We start from the raw sequence: 19431 nt of genomic DNA, 5'->3' as shown, positions 1-19431 counted from the left end.
TCATCGGTTGCGGTAGATCAGCGTTGGGATATCAGAGCTGTTCGTCGATGAAACTGAAAAGATCGTCGTCGCTTACCGAATCCAGTTGGTCCACTACAGAGGTCTCGTGTTGTCCATCGCTCAGGCCGTCGCCGTCACATTGCGCCAGCAGATCCCGCAATCGGGACCGGATGATTCCGCGGTGTGAATCGTCCTTGGGCAGCGTGGTGAGGACGGTTTCCAGCGCATCGAGTTCACTGAGCCCGAGACGGAGCCCGAGTGCGTCCGCCGGGCCGAACTCCGCCATCAGGTGCACCGTCAGGGCGCTGGGTGTCGGGTAGTCGAAGATCAGGGTGGCCGGAAGCCGCAGCCCCGTGGCGCCGTTCAGCCGGTTGCGCAGCTCCACGGCGGTCAGCGAGTCGAAGCCCAGGTCCTTGAAGGGCTGCCCCGGCTGGACCTCCGCCGCCGTGGCGTGGCCCAGCACCGCGGCCGCATGGGTCCGTACGACGTCGAGGAGCGCGCGTCGCCGCTCGTCCTCGTCGAGGCCCACGAGTCGTTCCCGCAGCTCCGCCGCGTTCCCCGCCGCCGCCTCGGCGCCATCTCCGACCCCGTAAGCGCTACCGCTCGCGGTGGCCCTGCGCACGGAAGGAGCGCGCACCAGGCCCCGGAGCAGCGCCGGTACGTCGCCCTCGCCGCCACCGCCGTCCGCGGCGCGGTGGCGCAGCGCGGCCGTGTCCAGCCGCATCGGCAGCAGCACCGCGTCGCTGAGGCTCCCGGCCGCGTCGAAGAGCGCCAGGCCACGGTCGGATTCCATCGGGGCGATGCCGGTACGGGCCAGCCGCTGCACGGCGCCCTCGCCCAGTTGTTCCGTCATGCCGCTGCGTTCGGCCCACAGCCCCCAGGCAAGCGACTGGGCGGGCAGGCCGAGGGCCCGGCGGTGGTGGGCCAGGGCGTCGAGGAAGACGTTGGCCGCCGCGTAGACACTCTGCCCGGCCGTGCCGAACGTGCCCGCCGCGCCGGAGAAGAGGATGAACGCGGACAGGTCCAGGTCCCGCGTCAGCTCGTGGAGGTGGAGCGCGGCGTCCACCTTGGGCCGCAGCACCCTCTCGGCCTGGTCCGGGGTGATGGACGTGACGATGCCGTCGTCCAGCACTCCGGCCGCGTGCACGACGGCCGTCAGGGGGTGTTCGGCGGGCACCTCGGCGAGTACGCACGCGAGCGCTTCGCGGTCGGCGGCGTCGCAGGAGGCGACGGTCACCTCCGCCCCCAACGCGCCCAGCTCCGCCTGGAGTTCGGCGGCACCGCTGGCCTTGGTTCCGCTGCGGCTGGTCAGCAGGAGCCGCCGTACGCCGTGCTCGGCGACGAGATGGCGGGCCAGCATTCCGCCGAGCGTTCCGGTGGCGCCGGTGACCAGGACCGTCCCCGAGGGGGCGAAGCCGAGGTGGCCGCGCTCGTCGGCGCCCGGTTCCGCCGGTGGCGGGGACGTCCGCGAGAGGCGCGGGAGCAGCAGTTCGCCGTTGCGGACGGCGACCTGGGGCTCGTCGGTGGCCAGGGCGTACGGCAGCGCCGGGCCGGAGGCCTCGATGTCGTCGACGTCGACGAGGACGAACCGGCCGGGGTTCTCCGCCTGGGCCGACCGGACCAGGCCCCACAGCGGCGCGTTCAGCAGATCCGGCCGCTCCCCGGGACGGGCCACCACGGCGTGCCGGGTGAGGAACACCAGCCGGGCCGCCGCAAAGCGGTCATCGGCGAGCCACGCCCGCATCGTCGCGAGCGCACCGTCGACGGCCGTACGCACTCCCTCGGCGACCCGGGCGGTCTCCGCGCCATCGCCGTCTCCGTCGTCCGGGAAGCAGGCAACGAACACCGCATCCGGCGCCCCCGCCGCGCCCGCTTCGACCGCCGCGTCCAGCGCCCCCAGGTCGGGGTACGCCACCACGTCGACGTGCGGTCCGACGGCATCGCCCAGCTTGAATTCGCCGGTGCCGACCACGGCCCACGCGCCGCGCCCTTCGGGGCGGGCCGACGCCTGACGCGACGGCTCCCACGCCACCCGGTACAGCGCACCACCCTGCCCGGCCCGGCCGGCGACGTCGAGCTGCGCCGGGTCGACCGGCCGGAGCACGAGCGAGTCGATGCCCGCCACGGGCTGCCCCGCGCCATCGGCGATGGTCACCGACACCGCGTCACCGCCCGCCGGGGCCAGCGCCACCCGCACCCGCGACGCGCCCGCCGCCCGCACCGTGACGCCACGGCACGCGAACGGCAGCCGCACCACGGACCGGTCCCCGAACGCGTCGCCCAGCCGCAGGCCGTGCAGTGCCGCGTCCAGCAGGGCCGGGTGCAGCGCCGTCCCGGCGGCCTCGGCGCGCTGCTCCTCGGGCAGCACCGCCTCGACGAACACCTCGTCCCCACGCCGCCACGCGGCCCGCAGCCCCTGGAACACCGGGCCGTACTCGTAGCCCGCGGCGGCGAAGTCCTCGTACAGATCGGCCGTGTCCACGGCCACCGTGCCCTCCGGCGGCCACACGCTCAGGGCCCGTACGGCGGGCGAGGCGCTCTCGGCCACGGCCAGGACGCCCGTGGCGTGCAGCGTCCACGCGCCATCGCCGTACGAGGGGTCCTCCGGCTGGGAGTGGATGGTCATCTCGCGCCGACCCGTGTCGTCCGGCCCGCGCACCGTCACCCGCAGCCGCACGCCATCCGCTTCCGGGATGATCAGCGGTGTCTGGAGCGTCAGTTCCTCGACCACATCGCAGCCGACCTGGTCACCGGCCCGGACCGCCAGCTCCACGAACCCCGTGCCGGGCAGCAGCACCACACCGCGCACCTGGTGGTCCAGCAGCCACGGATGCGTACGCGACGACAGCCGCCCGGTGAAGACCACGCCCGCCGAGTCCGGCAGCTCCACGGCCGCCCCCAGCAGCGGGTGCTCGGCCGATTCCAGCCCGAGGCCCGATACGACGGCCTCGCCGCCCACGCTCGTGTCCAGCCAGTAGCGGCGGCGCTGGAAGGCGTACGTCGGCAGATCCACGCGCGAGGCGCCCGTGTCCGCGAAGGCCCGCGTCCAGTCGACGTCCACGCCCTGGACCCACAGCTCGGCGAGGGAGGTCAGGAACCGGTCCAGGCCGCCGTCGTCCCGGCGCAGCGTGCCCGCCACCACCGCCGCGTCGGCCACTTCCTGCACGCTCATGGCCAGGACGGGGTGCGAGCTGACCTCGATGAACGTGTCGTGGTCCTGCTCGGTCAGCGTCTCGATGGCGGACCGGAAACGCACCGTCTGCCGCAGGTTCCGGTACCAGTACCCGGCGTCCAGCTTCGTCGTGTCCAGCCACTCACACGTCACGGTGGAGAAGAAGGGCACCTCGCTGGTCTGCGGACGGACCTGGGCCAGCACCCGGGCCAACTCGTCCTCGATCAGCTCGACGTGTGAAGTGTGCGAGGCGTAATCCACCGCGATACGACGGATACGAACCTCAGCGGCCTCGCACTCGACCGCCAGCTCATCCAGCGCCTCCGGCTCACCGGCCACCACGACCGACGTCGGACCGTTGAGCGCGGCCACCTCCAGCCGCCCCGCCCACCGCTCCAACCGGGCCTCAACCTCAGCCAGCGGCAGCGCCACCGACGCCATCCCGCCACGCCCCGCCAAACCACCCGCGATGGCCTGCGACCGCAGCGCCACCACTCGCGCACCGTCCTTCAACGACAGCGCACCGGAGACGCACGCGGCGGCAATCTCACCCTGCGAATGCCCCACCACGGCCGCGGGCTCGATGCCGTACGAACGCCACAGCGCCGCCAAAGACACCATCACCGCCCACGACACCGGCTGCACCACATCAACCCGCTCCAACGACGGCGCACCCGGCGCCTGCCGCACCACATCCAACAGGTCCCAGTCCACAAACCGGGCCAGCTCAGCCGCGCACTCCGCCATCCGCCCGGCGAACACCGGCGAAGCATCCAGCAACTCCACCGCCATCCCCGACCACTGCGAACCCTGACCCGGGAACACGAACACCACCCGGCCACCAGCCCCCGCAGCAGTGCCCGTCACCAGCCCGGGAGCCTCTTCGCCCCGCGCCAGCGCACCCAGCCCGGCCACCAGGTCATCCCGCGAACCCGCGCTCACCACCGCGCGGTTCTCGAACGCCGCACGCCCGGACGCCAGCGACCAGCCCACATCCACCGGCGACAGCCCGCCATCGCGCTCCACCCGGGCCAGCAACCGCGCCGCCTGCTCCCGCAGGGCGGCCTCGCCGCGACCCGACACCACCCACGGCACCGCCACCGGCGCACCGTCGGCCTTCTGCACCGGCTCCACCTCGGGCGCCTGCTCAAGGATCACGTGCGCGTTCGTCCCGCTCACCCCGAACGCGGACACGCCCGCCCGGCGCGGACGGCCCTCCGCCTCCGGCCACTCCCGCGCTTCCGTCAGCAGCTCCACCGCACCCGACGACCAGTCCACCTTCGTGGACGGCTCACCCACGTGCAGGGTCCGCGGCAGCACACCGTGCCGGAGTGCCAGCACCATCTTGATGACACCGGCGACACCCGCCGCGGCCTGCGTGTGCCCGACGTTGGACTTCAGCGAGCCCAGCCACAGCGGCCGGCCCTCGGCGCGCTCCTGCCCGTACGTGGCCAGCAGCGCTTCCGCCTCGATCGGGTCGCCGAGCGTCGTCCCGGTGCCGTGCGCCTCGACCACGTCCACATCCGCGGCCGACACGCCCGCGTTGGCGAGCGCCGCGCGGATCACCCGCTGCTGAGAGAGGCCGTTCGGCGCCGTCAGACCGTTCGACGCACCGTCCTGGTTGAGGGCGGAGCCGCGTACCACCGCGAGCACCGGATGGCCGTTGGCCCGCGCGTCGGACAGCCGCTCCAGCAGCAGCATGCCCGCGCCCTCGGACCAGGAGGTGCCGTCGGCCGCGTCCGAGAACGCCTTGGAGCGTCCGTCCGCGGCGAGCCCGCGCTGCCTGCTGAACTCGATGAACATGCCGGGCGCGGCCATCACCGCCACGCCACCGGCCAGGGCGAGCGAGCATTCGCCCGCCCGCAGCGACTGCACCGCCAGATGCAGCGACACCAGGGATGACGAGCACGCGGTGTCCACGGTGATGGCGGGTCCCTGAAGGCCCAGCGCATAGGCGATGCGGCCGGAGATGACACTGGACGATTTGCCGGTGAGCAGGAAGCCTTCGAACTCTTCGGGGGCCTCGTGCAGACGGGCGGCGTAGTCCTGGTAGGTCATACCGGCGAAGACACCGGTCATGCTGCCCTTGAGCTGGACGGGGTCGATCCCGGCCCGCTCGAACGCCTCCCATGACGTCTCCAGCAGCAGCCGCTGCTGCGGGTCCATCGCGAGGGCCTCGCGCGGCGAGATCCCGAAGAACGCCGGGTCGAACTCGGCGGCGTCGTAGAGGAAGCCGCCCTCCTGGACGTAACTCCGGCCCGGTCGGCCCGGGTTCGGGTCGTAGAGGTTGTCCAGGTCCCAGCCGCGGTTCGTCGGCAGCCCCGCGATGACGTCGCGTTCCTGGTCGAGGAGGTGCCACAGCTCTTCGGGGGTGTGGACGTCGCCGGGCAGTCGGCAGCCCATCGCGACGATGGCGATCGGCTCGTCGTCCGCCGGAGCCGGGCCCGTGCCGAACACCGGAGATGTCGAGGGTGCCGGGTCCGTGTCGCCCACGAGTTCCGCGCGCAGGTGGCGGGCCATGAGGGTGACCGTGGGGTGGTCGAAGACCGCGCCCGTGGCGAGCCGCAGACCGGTGGCCGTGTTCAGCCGGTTGCGCAGCTCCATGACCCGCATCGAGTCGAAGCCGAGTTCCTTGAAGGCGCGCCCCACGGCGATGGCGTCGCTTCCGGCGTGTCCCAGCACGGCGGCGGCGTGGGTGCGTACCAGGTCGACCAGCAGGCGTTCCTGCTCGGCGGGGGCGAGCCCCGCCAGCCGTCGGCCGAGTTCCGGCCCGGCCGCCGCTTCGGCGGGCTCCGCGCCACCGGACCGTACGGCGCTCGCGGCCTCGGGCAGCTCGTCGAACAACCGGCTCGCCCGGGTCGAGGTGAACTCCGGCACGAAGCGGGCCCACTCCACGTCGGCGACGGCGAGGAACGGCTCGTCCGCCCGCACCGCACGGCCCAGCGCCTCGACCGCCGACTCGGGCGCCATCGCGGTCAGGCCGCGGCGGCGCATCCGTGCGTCGGTGTCGTCGCCGACCATGCCGCCACCGGCCCAGGTGCCCCAGGCGACGGACAGCGCGGGCAGGCCGCGGTCGTGGCGGTCGCGGGCGAGGGCGTCGAGGCAGGCGTTGGCGGCGGCGTAGGCGGCCTGGCCGCCGTTGCCCCACACGCCCATCACGGAGGAGAAGAGCACGAACGCGTCGAGGTCGAGACCGGCGGTCAGCTCGTCCAGGTGGCGCGCCGCGGTCACCTTGGCCCGCAGCACCCGCGCGATCTGCTCCGGTTCGAGGGTCGCGATGACGCCGTCGGCCAGCACTCCGGCCGTGTGCACGACGGCGGTCAGCGGCGGCACGTCGTCGGTACGGGCCGCCAGCGCCGTCAGCAGCCCGGCCAGCTCGCCCCGTTCGGCCACGTCGCACGCGGCCACCGTCACCCGGGCGCCCAGCCGGGTCAGCTCCGCCTCCAGTGCGGCGGCGCCCGGGGCGTCCGGCCCCCGGCGTCCGGCCAGCACCAGGTGTTCGGCGCCGTGCCGGGCCAGCCACCGGGCCACATGCCCGCCGAGCGCACCCGTACCGCCGGTGATCAGCACGGTGCCGCGCGGCCGCCACCCGTCGACGGTGCGGGCCGTACGAGCGCGCACCAGGCGGCGTACGAAGACACCGGCGGGCCGGATCGCGACCTGGTCCTCGCCGCTCTCCCCGGTCAGCACCGCGCACAGCCGCTGCCGCGCCCGGTCGTCGTCCATGGTGTCCGGGAGGTCGATCAGGCCGCCCCAGCGCTCGGGGTGTTCCAGGGCCGCGACCCGGCCGAAGCCCCACACCTGCGCCTGGTCGACGCCGCTCAGCCGCTCGGCGGGGCCGATGGCGACGGCGCCGCGCGTGGCGCACCACAGCGGTGCGACGACACCGGCGTCGTCCAGCGCCTGGAACAGCGCGACGGTCCCGGCCAGTCCGGCGGGTACGCCGTCGTGCCCCGCGTGGGAGTCCAGCGCCAGCAGGGACAACACCCCCGCCACCGGCGAGGCGTCGCCGATCGCATCGGCCACCGATCGCGCGAGGGCGGCCCGGTCGCTCGCGTCGGCCCGCACCGAGAGGAGTGCGGTACGGGCCCCCGAGGCGTCCAGCGCGCGGACCACGGCCGCCGCCCACGGGTCGGCCGCCAGGGCCGAGGGGACGGCGACGAGCCAGGTGCCCGCGAGCACGGGGCGCGGCGTCTTGGCGAGCGGCTTCCACGTGATGTCGTACCGCAGGCCGTCGAGGAGCGACTGTTCGCGCTGCCGCGCCCGCCACGTCGACAGGGCGGGCAGTATCTCGCTGAACGGCTGCTCGGGCGAGATGTCGAGGGTGCTGCCGAGGGACGCCAGGTCCTGGCTCTCGACCGCCTCCCAGAAGCGGGCGTCGACATCGTCGGCGGTGGTCTCCGTCGCGTCCACGGGGTTGGCGGCCGGGGCCTCCAGCCAGTAGCGCTGCCGCTGGAAGGCGTACGTCGGCAGGTCCACGCGCCGCGCGCCCGCGCCCTCGAACGCCCGCGTCCAGTCCACCCGGACACCGCGCACCCAGGCTTCGGCGAGCGAGGCGGCGAACCGCTCCGGACCGCCCTCGTCCCGGCGCAGCGAGCCCACGACCGCCGACTGCTCGGCGCCCCGCGCCTCGGCGCTCTCCTGAACGGCCGCCGCCAGCACGGGATGCGCGGACACCTCGACGAAGACCGCGTCCCCGGCCTCCAGCACGGCCCCGACGGTTTCCTCGAAGCGCACCGTCTGCCGCAGGTTGCGGTACCAGTAGCCGCTGTCCAGCCCGGTGGTGTCCAGCACCCCGCCGGTCACGGTCGAGTAGAACGGCACCGGCGACGGCTCGGGCGCGATCCCGGCCAGGACGCGGGCCAGCTTCTCCTCGATGGCCTCGACGTGGGTCGAGTGCGAGGCGTAGTCCACGGCGATACGGCGCGCCCGCACCCCGTCGGCCTCGCAGGCGGCCAGCAGCTCGTCCAGGGCGTCGACGTCACCGGCCACCACGACCGAGGTGGGGCCGTTGACCGTGGCCAGGGACAGCCTTCCGGCCCAGTCGGCGATGCGCTCCGTGGCCTGCTCGGCGGTCAGGGCCAGCGACACCATGCCGCCGAGCCCGGCCAGTTCGTCGGCGATCGCCTGGGACCGCAGGGCCGCCACCCGCGCCGCGTCGCGCAGGCTCAGGGCGCCCACCGCGCACGCCGCCGCGATCTCGCCCTGGGAGTGTCCGACGACGGCGGACGGCTCTACCCCGTACGAACGCCACAGCGCCGCCAGCGACACCATCACCGCGAACAGCGCGGGCTGGACGACATCGACGCGCTCCAGCGTCGGCGCCCCCGGGGCCTGCCGCAGCACGCCCTCCAGGTCCCAGTCCACGAACTCGGCCAGCGCCCGGCCGCATTCGGCCATCCGCGCCGCGAACACCGGGGAGGTGTCGAGCAGTTCCACGGCCATGCCGGTCCACTGCGACCCCTGCCCGGGGAAGACGAACACCACCCGGTCACCGGCGCGGGTCACGCCCTCGGCGGGCCCTGTCACCAGGCCCGGCGCGTCCTCGCCGCGCGCGAGGGCCGCCAGTCCGGCGAGCAGCGTGCCGCGGTCGCCGACGGCCACCGCGCGGTTCTCGAACGCCGCCCGGCCGGAGGCCAGCGACCAGCCCACGTCGGCCGGCGCCGGTGCCGTCTCGTCGGTGCCGGTCCGCAGCCGGTCGAGCAGGCGGGCGGCCTGGTCCCGCAGCGCCTCCGGGCCGCGCCCGGACAGCACCCACGGCACCGCCACGGGTGCCGGTGCGGCGGACGGCGTGGCCGGGTCAGGAGCGGGCCGGGCCTCCGGGGCCTGCTCCAGGATGAGATGGGCGTTGGTGCCGCTGATGCCGAACGAGGACACCCCCGCACGACGCGGACGGCCGACCTCCGGCCACTCCCGCGTCCGGGTCAGCAGCTCCACCCCACCCGCCGACCAGTCCACCTGCGGCGTCGGCTCGTCCACGTGCAGCGACTCCGGCAGCACGCCGTGCCGCATCGCCAGCACCATCTTGATGACACCGGCCACACCGGCGGCGGCCTGGGTGTGCCCGATGTTCGACTTCAGCGAGCCCAGCCACAGCGGCTGGTCCTCGGCCCGGCCCTGGCCGTACGTGGCGATCAGGGCCTGTGCCTCGATCGGGTCGCCCAGCGTCGTCCCGGTGCCGTGCGCCTCCACGGCGTCCACCTCGGCCGCCGTCAGCCGCGCGTTCGCCAGCGCCTGGCGGATCACCCGCTGCTGGGAGGGGCCGTTGGGCGCCGTCAGACCGTTGGACGCGCCGTCCTGGTTCACCGCCGAGCCGCGGATCACGGCGAGCACGGTGTGTCCGTTGCGGTGGGCGTCGGAAAGGCGTTCCAGCAGCAGCATGCCCGCGCCCTCGGACCAGGAGGTCCCGTCCGCGGCCGCCGCGAACGCCTTGGAGCGCCCGTCCGCCGCGAGCCCGCGCTGCCTGCTGAACTCGGTGAACATCCCCGGTGTCGCCATCACGGTCACACCACCGGCCAGGGCGAGCGAGCACTCGCCCGCCCGCAGCGCCTGCGCCGCCTGGTGCAGGGCCACCAGCGACGACGAGCACGCCGTGTCGACGGTGACCGCGGGCCCTTCCAGGCCGAGGAAGTAGGCCAGTCGGCCGGAGATCACGCTGGCCGCCTTGCCGGTGATCAGGTAGCCGTCCAGCCCCTCGGCGGCCTGGTGCAGCGGGGCGCCGTAGTCCTGGGACATCGCCCCCGCGAAGACCCCGGCCCGGCTGCCCCGCACCGAGGCCGGGTCGATCCCGGCCCGCTCGAACGCCTCCCACGCCGTCTCCAGCAGCAGCCGCTGCTGCGGGTCCATGGCGAGGGCCTCGCGCGGGGAGATCCCGAAGAACGCCGGGTCGAACTCGGCCGCGTCGTGCAGGAAGCCGCCCTGTCGTACGTACGACGTCCCGGACCGCTCCGGGTCCTCGTCGTACAGCGCCTCCAGGTCCCAGCCGCGGTCGGCCGGGAAGTCGGAAATCGCGTCGCCGCCCGAGGTGACCAGGCGCCACAGCTCCTCCGGCGACCCGACACCGCCGGGCAGTCGGCAGCCCATGCCCACGATGGCGATCGGATCGTCACCGGCCACGGCGAACGGCTCCGGCGCCACGGCGTCGGCGTCCTGTGGTGCTCCCGTCAGCAGGCTCACCAGGTGCCGCACGAGGGCCGTGGGGGTGGGGTAGTCGAAGAGCAGCGAGGACGGCAACGTGAGGCCGGTCGCGCTGTTCAGCAGGTTGCGCAGCTCCACCGCGGTCAGCGAGTCGAAGCCCAGGTCCTTGAACGTGCGGTCCGCGTCCACCGCGTCCGCCGACGCGTACTCCAGGACCAGCGCGGTCTGCGCGAGCACCAGCGCCCGCACCTCCCGGTGCCGTTCCTCCTCGCCCGCGGCGGCGATCCGCTCGGCCAGGGCGCTGCCGCGCTCCGGCGCCGTGTCCTCGGCGGGCCGGGCGGTCTCACCGATCCAGTACCGCTGGCGCTGGAAGGCGTACGTGGGCAGGTCGACGCGGGACGCACCCGTCCCCTCGAACGCCTGCCGCCAGTCCACCGGCGCGCCGTGAACCCACGCCCGGGCCACTCCCCCGACGAAGGCCCGCGCCTCGGGGCGCCCTGCCCGCAGCACCGGTACGAACGCCGCGTCGGACACGGTCTCGGCGCCCATCGAGCTGAGCGCACCGCCCGGTCCGACCTCGACGAAGACGCCGACACCTGCGGCGTGGAGAGCGCTGATGCCGTCGGAGAAGCGCACGGCCTCGCGCACATGCCGCACCCAGAAGTCGGCGGTCGTGATCTCCTCGGCGGAGACGACGTCCCCGGTGAGGTTGGAGACGATCGGGATGCGCGGGGCCTCGTACGTCAGCCCCTCGGCCACCTCGCGAAACGCGTCCAGCATCCCGTCCATCCGGGGCGAGTGGAACGCGTGGCTCACCGCGAGCCGCTTGGTCTTACGACCCTGCGCCTCGAAGGACGCGGCGATGGCGACAGCCACGTCCTCGTCGCCCGCGATGACCACCGAGGTCGGGCCGTTGAGGGCGGCGATGCTCACCCGGTCGGTGAGCAACGGCGCCACCTCGGCCTCCGTGGCCTGCACCGCCACCATCGCGCCGCCGGTGGGCAGTGCCTGCATCAACCGGCCCCGCGCCGCCACCAACGTCGCCGCGTCCGCGAGGGAGAGCACACCCGCGACATGCGCGGCGGTCAGCTCACCGATGGAGTGGCCGGAGAGGAAGTCGGGCCGCAGTCCCCATGCCTCGACCAGCCGGAACAGCGCCACCTCGACCGCGAACAGCGCGGGCTGGGTGAACCGCGTCTGGTCCAGCACCGAGGGGTCCTCGCCGAACAGCACACCCTTCAGGGGTCGTTCCAGGTGTGGATCCAGGTGGGCGCACACCTCGTCCAGGGCGTCGGCGAACACCGGATGGGCGTCGTACAGCTCACGCCCCATCCCGAGGCGCTGGCTGCCCTGCCCGGTGAACAGGAACGCCACCTTGCCGTTGCCCGCCGCACCCTCGACCAGGCCCGGGGCGGTCTCGCCCCGCGCCAGCGCGCCGAGCGCCCGCAGCAGCTCATCGCGGCTGGTGGCGGACAGCACCGCACGCCGCTCCAGCTCCGCACGCCCGGAGGCCAGCGACCACCCGACGTCCAGCGGCGACAGCCCCGTGTCGCCCTCCACCCGCTCCAGCAGCCGCGCCGCCTGCTCCCGCAACGCGGCCTCGCCATGGCCCGACACCACCCACGGCACCACGGCGGGCGGGGCCGTCGGCTCAACCGATGCGTCGCCGGGCTCAACGGCCGGGGCTTCTTCCAGCACCACATGTGCGTTCGTCCCGCCCATCCCGAACGCGGAGACCCCGGCGAGGAGTTGGGCGGCCTCATGCGGCCAGGGTTCCAGGGATGTCTGTACCCGCAGCCGGAGGGCATCCAGCGGAATGTCGGGACGCGGGGTCCGGAAATTCAGGCTCGCCGGGATGCGCCTGTTCCTGATCGCGAGAATGGTCTTGATTAACCCGGCGATACCGGCGGCGCCCTCGAGGTGGCCCAGATTGGTTTTCACCGATCCGACCCGCAGCGGATCGTCCGCCGGGCGGCCATTCCCCATGACGGCGCCGAGCGCGGCGGCTTCGACCTGATCGCCGAGTCGCGTTCCGGTTCCGTGAAGTTCAACGTATTGCACTGCGGCGGGATCCACTCCCGCCCGCTGACAGGCGAGCCCCAAAAGCTCTTCCTGCGCGATGCGGTGCGGCGCGACAAGCCCTTCTCCGCCGCCGTCGTTGTTCACCGCACTTCCCCGGATGACGCAGAGGATCCGGTCCCCGTCCGCACGCGCCCGCGACAACTCCTTGAGGACGACGAGCCCGCCGCCCTCACCCCGGACATAACCATTCGCCCGGGCGTCGAAAGTACGGCACTCCCCATCAGGAGAAAGCCCGCCGAACTTTTCCGAACGGTCCGAACTTTCCGGGGCCAGCACGAGGTTCACCCCGCCGGCCAGGGCCACGGAGCACTCGCCCGCCCGCAGCGCCTGAACCGCCTGGTGCACGGCGACCAACGAGGACGACTGCCCCGTGTCCACGGTGATGCTGGGGCCTCGGAGCCCCAGGGCGTAGGACACCCGGTTGGCGATGATGCTGCGCGCGAGGCCGGTCATGGCGTGCTGCCCGACGGCCGACGCGCCCCGGCGGTGCGTGAGCGTCGCGTAGTCGTCCCACATGGCGCCGACGAATACGCCCGTCACGTCGCCTTTTGACTCCGAAGACCGCTCCGAAGGCCCTCCCGAAGGGCCCTCCGATGCCGGTCCCGAAGGCGGGATTCCGGAATCCTCCAGCGCCTCCCAGGCCAGTTCCAGCATGAGCCGCTGCTGCGGGTCCATGGCGGCGGCTTCGCGCGGGGAGATCCCGAAGAGACCGGGGTCGAATTGATCCACCCGCTCCAGGAAGGAGCCTCGGGCAATCGATTCGCTGCCACCGGCTTCACCCTGGCGGGAATGTTGAACGTTCATGCGCTGACCGGGCATACCGGAAACCGCACCGGTCCCCTTGCTCAGCAACTGCCAGAAGTCCGCGGGATCGTCGACGCCGGAAAATCGGCAGGACATTCCAATGACCGCAATGTAGGCATCCGGCAGCCCAGGCATGCTTGGCAACACGCAGAATTCCCCCGCTCCGCGCAAAAAAGTGGACATCGCACCCGCCGGTCCCCTCTTCAACGAAAAGGGGTGGTCTCCGGCGCCCCCGATAAACATCCCGCAAGGCATCGCAACACTACCTCGCTGATCCGTTCGGACGTCAAGCTCTATCTGATCGGCAGGACTGGTCCTGATCGCGCCGCATTCGCTTCCACTTCGCCCACCCCATGTCGCTTTGGCGACGAGGGTCCGGTTTCGCCCGAACTTCACAGTCAGTTGGTGAGTGGTGAAGACCGCCCTTCCAACGCCCCTCAGCGCGTGCTAAGTTGACCAAGCGATCAAGGGGGAGCACACGGGGGTGCGCTAGATCCAGACTCACAACGGGGACGACTACAGAGCCGTTGACCACGGCCTTTCCAGGGGACTTTGTTTACCCCTGAATTAATCTCTTGCCTACGCGGCCTGCGCGGCCTTCGCGTTACGGCGATCCGCTTGACCATTCGCCGTAACCGACGCTTCGTTGCGTCGTTCCGCGTTTCATCGATAACCCATACCCCCGCACGCGGGCGGCCCGGGCCTGCCCGGGAGCACGCCGCTCAGCGGCACGCGTGCGTGCGTGAGCATCCCCTCCTGAAGCCAGCAAGCCACAACGACTCGGTCCAGTGAGCGCGAAGGAGTGTGTCCGGCAGCGATGAACGAGCCAATCGGCCATCAGGTGGCCATCGTGGGTGCGGGGGTGATGGGTTCGGGCATCGCCACCTTGGTGCTCGGCCACGGCATCCCGGTTGTCCTGGTCGACGTCGATGAGAAGACACTCGACGACGCGCGGGGCAGGATCACCCAGCAGTTGCGCCACGCCCAGTTGATGGGCGCCCTGCCCGCCGGCCGTGCCACCGGCGAGCTGGTCACCACCGTGTCCCTTCCCGATGTGGCGGATGCCACCGCCGTCATCGAGGCGATCACCGAGGCGCCCGAGGCGAAGGCCAAGGTGCTGGCCGAGATCTCGGCCGTGGTCCGGCCCGGCACCCCTCTGATCTCCAACACCTCCGGCATCCCGATCGCCGAGCTGGCCGACGCGGTCACGCGGCCGGAGGAACTGCTCGGCACCCACTTCATGAACCCCTCGTACCTGATCAAGATGGTCGAGGTCAGCCGCGGCCCGCGCACCGGCGACGCCGCCGTGGACGCGGTCGTCGCGCTGCTCGGCGCCATGGACCGGCGCGCCGTCCTGGTCCAGGACGCCCCGGGCTTCGTGACCAGCAGGCTGCTGCACCCGATGATCAACGCCGCGGCGCGGATCGTCGGCGAGGGCACCGCCACGGTCGAGGCCGTGGACGAGCTGATGGAAGGGTGCCTCGGACACCCCACCGGCCCCCTGCGGACCGGCGACCTGATCGGCCTCGACAACCTCGCCGATTCCCTGGCCGTTCTGTACGAACGCACCGGTGACGAGGCGTGCAAGCCCTGCGATCTGCTGCTGGCGAAGGTGCGCGACGGCGACCTCGGCCGTAAGTCCGGCCGCGGCTTCTACTCCTACGGAAAGGCGATGTCCTGATGTCCGACCAGCCCACCACCACCGCCCCGGTGACCGCGGAATCCATCGAGCAGGCGCTGCTGAGCTTCCTGGAGGAGCGCACCAAGACCGCGGTGCCGCCGACCCAGGACCTCTTCGCCTCCGGACTCGTGTCCTCGATGTTCGCCATGGAACTCGTCGTGCACCTGGAGCAGAACTACCAGGTGGCGATCGTCGGCGCGGATCTGAAGCTGGACAACTTCCGGACCGTGCAGCAGATGACCGAACTGGTGCTGCGGCTCCGTGACGCGTCGTCGGCGGTCGGCGGTGCCTGAGCGGCGTACCGACCCGCTCGCCGACGGGCTCGCCGATGAGCTGAAGGCCATCGACGCACTGATCGGCGACCAGCCCGAACACTGGGATCTCGACGGGCAGATCCCCCGCCACCTGCTCAGCACGCTCGGCGCCCAGGGATGGCTGTGCGCCGAAGTGGCCGCCGCCCACGGCGGGCGGGGCCTCAGCAGCCGTGCCAACGGAGAGCTGACCGCGCACGTGGGCAGCCGGTGCAGTTCGCTGCGCAGCGTGATGACCTCCCAGGGCATGGCGGCCTGGACCATCCAGCGGCTGGCCAACCCGGACCAGTCCGCCGAGCTGCTGCCCCAGCTGGTCAGCGGCCGGCTGGCGGCGGTGGGGTTCAGCGAGACCGACGCCGGTTCCGATCTGTCGACGATGAGCACCACGATCACCCTCGACGGTGACTCGGTCGTCCTCGACGGCCACAAGGTGTGGGTCACGGGCGCGTACTACGCGGACCTGCTGGTCGTCTTCGGCCAGTGCGACGGTGGCGCGGCCGCCGTCGTGGTCCCCGCCTCGGCGCCCGGGGTGACGGTGGAACGGGTCGCCGACCCGATGGGGTGCCGGGCGGCCGGCCACGCCAACCTGCGGTTCGACTCGGTGCGGCTGCCCGCCTCCAGTGTGCTCGGCAGCCCGGGTGCGCCGCTTCCACTGCTGGTCACCACCGCGCTCGCCTACGGCCGCATCTCGGTGGCCTGGGGGTGCGTGGGCATCCTGCGCGCGTGCCGGAACACGGCGGGGCGGCATGCGGCCACCCGGAAGCAGTCCGGCAAGCCGCTCAGCGAACACCAGCTGGTCGGGCGCCATCTGGCCGAGCTGTTCGTGGCCGAGCAGGTCGCGTCCCGGGCCTGTGAGCACGCCAGCGACTGCTGGGACGCGGGCTCTCCCGACATGGTCATCTCCACCGTGCTCGCGAAACACGTCAGCGCCGGCCACGCCGCCACGGGGGCCGCCGCGGCGGTCCAGGTGATGGCGTCGGCGGGGGCCCGGGACGGGCATGTGGTGGCGCGTGCGTACCGGGACGCGAAGCTGATGGAAATCATCGAGGGCAGCAACGAGATCTGCCAGTTGATCCTGGCACAGCACGCCGTTTCCACGGCGGAATGACGAATCAGGGGGAATGATCCGTGTCTGAAAAACCGGCCACGGTGAAGTGCTTGGTCTGGGATCTGGACAACACGCTCTGGCAGGGCACCCTGCTGGAGGACGATCAGGTGACGCTGCCGGACGCGGTGCGGGATCTGATCGTCACGCTCGATTCCCGCGGCATTCTTCAGTCCGTCTCCAGTAAGAACGACTACGACCTCGCCTGGGCCAAGCTCGAAGCGCTCGGTATCGCCGAGTACTTCGTCCTGCCCCAGATCGGGTGGGGGCCGAAGTCGAATTCGGTGCGTACGATCGCCGAACGACTGAAGTTCGCGCACGGCACCATCGCGTTCATCGACGACCAGCCCGCCGAGCGGGCCGAGGTCACCTTCCATCTGCCGGACGTCCGGTGCTATCCGGCGGATCAGCTGTTGACGCTGGCGGAGCTGCCGGAATTCAGCCCCGAGACGGTCACCGTCGATTCCCGGCGGCGCCGCCAGATGTACCAGGCGGGATTCCAGCGGGAAGCCGAACAGGCCGCCTTCAGCGGTCCGGACGAGGATTTCCTCCGGTCCCTGAAGCTGGAGATGACCATCGAGCGGGCGACCGGGGAACAGCTCTCCCGCGTCGAAGAGCTCACGCTGCGCACCAGCCAGATGAACGCGACGGGGGTGCACTACTCCGACGCGACGCTGCGCGGTCTGCTGGCCGACCCCGGCCATGAGGTCCTGGTGACCACCATGGCGGACCGCTTCGGTCCGCACGGCGCGGTCGGGGTGATGCTGCTGGCGACGGGTTCCGACGTCTGGCACCTCAAGCTGCTCGCCACGTCCTGCCGGGTGGTCTCGTTCGGAGCGGGCGCGGCGATCCTCAACTGGCTGATCGACGAGGCGGCCCAGGCCGGTGCGCACCTGGTGGCGGACTTCCGGCGCACGGACCGCAACCGCATGATGGAGATCGCCTACCGGTTCGCCGGTTTCACCGCCGAGCCGTGTGCGTGTGCGGCCGGTCTCTCCGAGCCGGGCGCGCCGGACATCGAGCGGCTGCACCTGGTGCCCGAGCGGCGCGATCCGCACCCCACCCTTCAGCTCACCGCTCCGGCCCTCGCCGCGGACCATCTGGCGGCAAGGGCCTGAACGAGGCGCGGGCTCAGAGCTTGCGCAGCAGGGTGATGCCGTCGGCCACCGGAAGGAGCGAGAGCTCCACCCGGTGGTCGTCGCGCAGGGCGGCGTTCAGTTCACGGATGGCGACGGTGTCGGCGTCCTGAGCGGAGGGGTCGATCACCCGGCCGAAGAAGAGCGTGTTGTCCACGGCGATGAGTCCGCCGGGCCGCACCAGTTCCAGTGCCGATTCGTAATAGCGGCGGTAGTTCGCCTTGTCGGCGTCGATGAACACGAAATCGAATGCGCCCGGCCCGCCCTCGGCGAGAAGCCCGGAAAGCGTTTCGCCCGCATCACCGATACGGACGTCAATGCGGTCCGCAACGTCCGCCTTGGTCCAGTACTCGGCGGCGATGTCGGGCCATTTGCTGGTGATATCGCAGGTGACCAGACGTCCGTCCGACGGGATCGCCCGCGCCATGCACAGGGTGCTGTAGCCGGTGAACGTCCCGATCTCCAGGACGTTCCGGGCCCCGATCAGGCCGACCAGGAAGGCCAGGAACTGCCCCTCTTCGGCCATCACCTGCATGGCCTGCCCCATGGGCAGTTCACCGGTGAGTTCACGGAGGTCACGCAGAATGTCGTCTTCTCGCAGCGATACCTCGCGCACGTACGACAGAATTTCCGATGAGGATTCGACTTGATTCGCCATGCCCTCAAAATATTACCGGACGTCAGGGCGGCGCAAGGCCAAACTATTTACTGCGGATGCTGCTGCGGATACGGAGGAAATGCCGCGGCCAGTTCCCTGACTTCCGCGCGCACTCCGCGCGTTCGGGGTGCCTCCTCGTCCTCGCGCAGGGCGATCGTCAGCAGCGCGCCGATCCGCTCCATCTCCCCCTCCTCCATGCCCTGCGTCGTCACCGCCGCGGTGCCGAGCCGCAATCCCCTCACGCAGCCGCCGGGTTCGGTGGCGGAGGCCAGCGCGCAGGTGTCCAGGATGATCCCGGCGGCCGCGCAACGGGCCTTCGCCGCCCGGCCGTCGAGCCCCAGCGGGGACACATCGACGGTGATCATGTGGGTGTCGGTGCCTCCGGTGGCCACCGTCAGCCCCGCCGCCGCCAGCCCGTCGGCCAGGGTGCGCGCGTTGGCGACGACCTGCCGGGCGTACGCGGCGAACGCGGGCGTGGCGGCCTCGCCGAACGCCACCGCCTTGGCCGCCACGGTGTGCATCTGGGCGCCGCCCTGGGTGAAGGGGAACACGGCGCGGTCGATCCGCTCGGCCAGCTCCGCACCGCACAGCAGCATTCCGCCGCGCGGCCCGCGCAGCACCTTGTGCGTGGTGGCGCACACGACGTCCGCGTACGGCACCGGGCTCGGCGCCGCCTTCCCGGCCACCAGGCCGATGGGGTGCGCGGCGTCGGCGACGAGATACGCGCCCACGTCGTCGGCGATGGCCCGGAAGGCGGCGTAGTCCGGATGGCGGGGGTACGAGATCGAGCCGCACACGATCGCCTTCGGGCGGTGGGCGAGCGCCAGCTCGCGCAGCCGGTCGTAGTCGAGCAGCCCGGTGGCCGGGTCGACGCCGTAGCCGACGAAGTGGAACCAGCGGCCGGAGAAGTTCGCCGGGGAGCCGTGGGTGAGGTGGCCGCCGTGCGTCAGCGCCATCGCCAGCACCGTGTCGCCGGGCCGCAGCAGCGCGGCGTACGCGGCGAGCACCGCGGAGGAACCCGAATGCGGCTGCACATTGGCGTGCTCGGTGCCGAACAGCGCCGTCGCCCGGCCCTGGGCCACCCGCTCGGCGACGTCCACCAGCTCGCAGCCCCCGTGGTGGCGGGCCCCGGGGTAGCCCTCGGCGTACTTGTTGGCCAGCGGCGAGGCCAGGGCCGCCAGCACGGCCCGCGAGGTGTGGTTCTCCGCGGCGATCAGCTGGAGACTGCCCCGGACGCGCTCCAGCTCGCTCATGATGATCCCGGCCAGCTCGGGGTCCTGCCGGGCCAGCTCGCCGAAGTCGGGCCCCCAGGGAACCGCGCTGACGGCCATCGCGTGCTCACCTT

At 72.2% G+C, this 19431-nt stretch carries 7 protein-coding genes; 4 read left to right on the top strand and 3 right to left on the bottom strand.

Features of this window, described 5'->3' with window-relative positions:
* Window positions 1-31: 31 nt before the first annotated feature.
* Window positions 32-13330, bottom strand: coding sequence for a type I polyketide synthase (locus tag HYQ63_RS28810; RefSeq protein WP_257232226.1), 13299 nt, complete (start codon window positions 13328-13330; stop codon window positions 32-34).
* 682 nt (window positions 13331-14012) lie between these two features.
* Here HYQ63_RS28810 and HYQ63_RS28805 point away from each other — a divergent pair.
* The 4 genes from HYQ63_RS28805 to HYQ63_RS28790 are packed head-to-tail and all read left to right on the top strand — an operon-like array spanning window position 14013 to window position 17410.
* Window positions 14013-14876, top strand: coding sequence for a 3-hydroxyacyl-CoA dehydrogenase family protein (locus HYQ63_RS28805; RefSeq protein WP_179936767.1), 864 nt, complete (start codon window positions 14013-14015; stop codon window positions 14874-14876).
* Window positions 14876-15169 (top strand): acyl carrier protein, encoded by a 294-nt coding sequence (locus HYQ63_RS28800; RefSeq protein ID WP_179936766.1) that lies wholly within the window; start codon window positions 14876-14878, stop codon window positions 15167-15169. The genes HYQ63_RS28805 and HYQ63_RS28800 overlap by 1 nt, the downstream gene beginning before the upstream one ends.
* A 40-nt stretch (window positions 15170-15209) precedes the next feature.
* Window positions 15210-16295, top strand: coding sequence for an acyl-CoA dehydrogenase family protein (locus HYQ63_RS28795; protein ID WP_179940619.1), 1086 nt, complete (start codon window positions 15210-15212; stop codon window positions 16293-16295).
* Between the two features lie 20 nt (window positions 16296-16315).
* Complete coding sequence (locus tag HYQ63_RS28790) at window positions 16316-17410, top strand: HAD family hydrolase (RefSeq protein WP_179936765.1); 1095 nt, start codon at window positions 16316-16318, stop codon at window positions 17408-17410.
* Between the two features lie 13 nt (window positions 17411-17423).
* Here the strand turns inward: HYQ63_RS28790 and HYQ63_RS28785 are convergent, their stop codons facing one another.
* Together HYQ63_RS28785 and glyA are read right to left on the bottom strand one after the other, a co-directional pair.
* Entirely contained in the window at window positions 17424-18086 is a 663-nt protein-coding gene (locus HYQ63_RS28785) for an O-methyltransferase (RefSeq protein WP_179936764.1), read from the bottom strand.
* A gap of 47 nt (window positions 18087-18133) precedes the next feature.
* Window positions 18134-19417: a serine hydroxymethyltransferase gene (glyA, locus tag HYQ63_RS28780; RefSeq protein ID WP_179936763.1), complete on the bottom strand. Its 1284-nt coding sequence runs from the start codon at window positions 19415-19417 to the stop codon at window positions 18134-18136.
* Window positions 19418-19431: the final 14 nt, after the last annotated feature.

The sequence above is a fragment of the Streptomyces sp. Rer75 genome, from assembly GCF_013414305.1.
Lineage (GTDB): Bacteria > Actinomycetota > Actinomycetes > Streptomycetales > Streptomycetaceae > Streptomyces > Streptomyces himastatinicus.
This window is presented reverse-complemented; position numbering and strand designations above follow the sequence as displayed.